Origin of the sequence: Flagellimonas hadalis, assembly GCF_007785775.2 — a bacterium.
Lineage (GTDB): Bacteria > Bacteroidota > Bacteroidia > Flavobacteriales > Flavobacteriaceae > Flagellimonas > Flagellimonas hadalis.
In genome coordinates this window covers 1-781 of sequence record NZ_VNIK02000041.1, presented here as the reverse complement: position 1 = coordinate 781, position 781 = coordinate 1, and the positions used below count along the sequence as shown (strand labels likewise).

General features: G+C 55.7%; 1 protein-coding gene. It reads right to left on the bottom strand.

Translation table 11 applies throughout. The features are described from left to right. Window positions 1-503 precede the first annotated feature (503 nt). Complete coding sequence (locus tag FOT42_RS17920) at window positions 504-698, bottom strand: Rop family plasmid primer RNA-binding protein (protein WP_001041633.1); 195 nt, start codon at window positions 696-698, stop codon at window positions 504-506. Between the last annotated feature and the right edge of the window lie 83 nt (window positions 699-781).

Here is a 781-nt window from a genome sequence, read left to right as displayed (position 1 = left end):
AGGGGGAAACGTCTGGTATCTTTAAGTCCTGTCGGGTTTCGCCACCTCTGACTTGAGCGTCGATTTCTGTGATGCTCGTCAGGGGGGCGGAGCCTATGGAAAAACGCCTGCGGCGCGGCCTTCTTCCTGTTCTTGGTCTTTTGCTCACATGTTCTTTCCGGCCTTATCCCCTGATTCTGTGGATAACCGTGCTGCCGTTTTTGTGTAAGTCAGTACCGCTCGCCGCAGCCGAACGACCGAGCGTAGCGAGTCAGTGAGCGAGGAAGCGGAAAAGCGCCTGGACGCGCATTTTCTCCTTACGCATCTGTGCGGAATTTCACACCCGGCATGGGGCACTTTTCATACAATCTGCACTGATGCCGCATAGTTAAGCCAGTATACACTCCGCTATCGCAACGTGACTGGGTCAGGGCTTCGCCCAGACACCCGCTGACGCGCCCTGGCGGGCTTGTCTGCTGCCGAAAACGCTCGCGGACAAGCCGTGAGCGCCTCCGTCAGCTTCGTTATGTTCCTGTTTCACTTTCGGTCTCAAAGCGAACCTGGATGCTGTTCTGGAGTTCTTCCGCGAGTTCGTGCAGTCGTTCGCACATGGCCGCCTGTTCGTCGGCATCCAGAGCATCCAGTTTTTCAAGCAGTGTCAGGCTCTGGCTTTTGATAAATCGCGCCATATTCAGCGCAGTTTGTTGCTGTTTGTTCACCTTCCGTTGTTCTCCGTCAGTACCGGGTGTCGGGTGGACCCTGACCAGGTGGTAATTGTAAGACGTTGCGGGCGACGGTATTA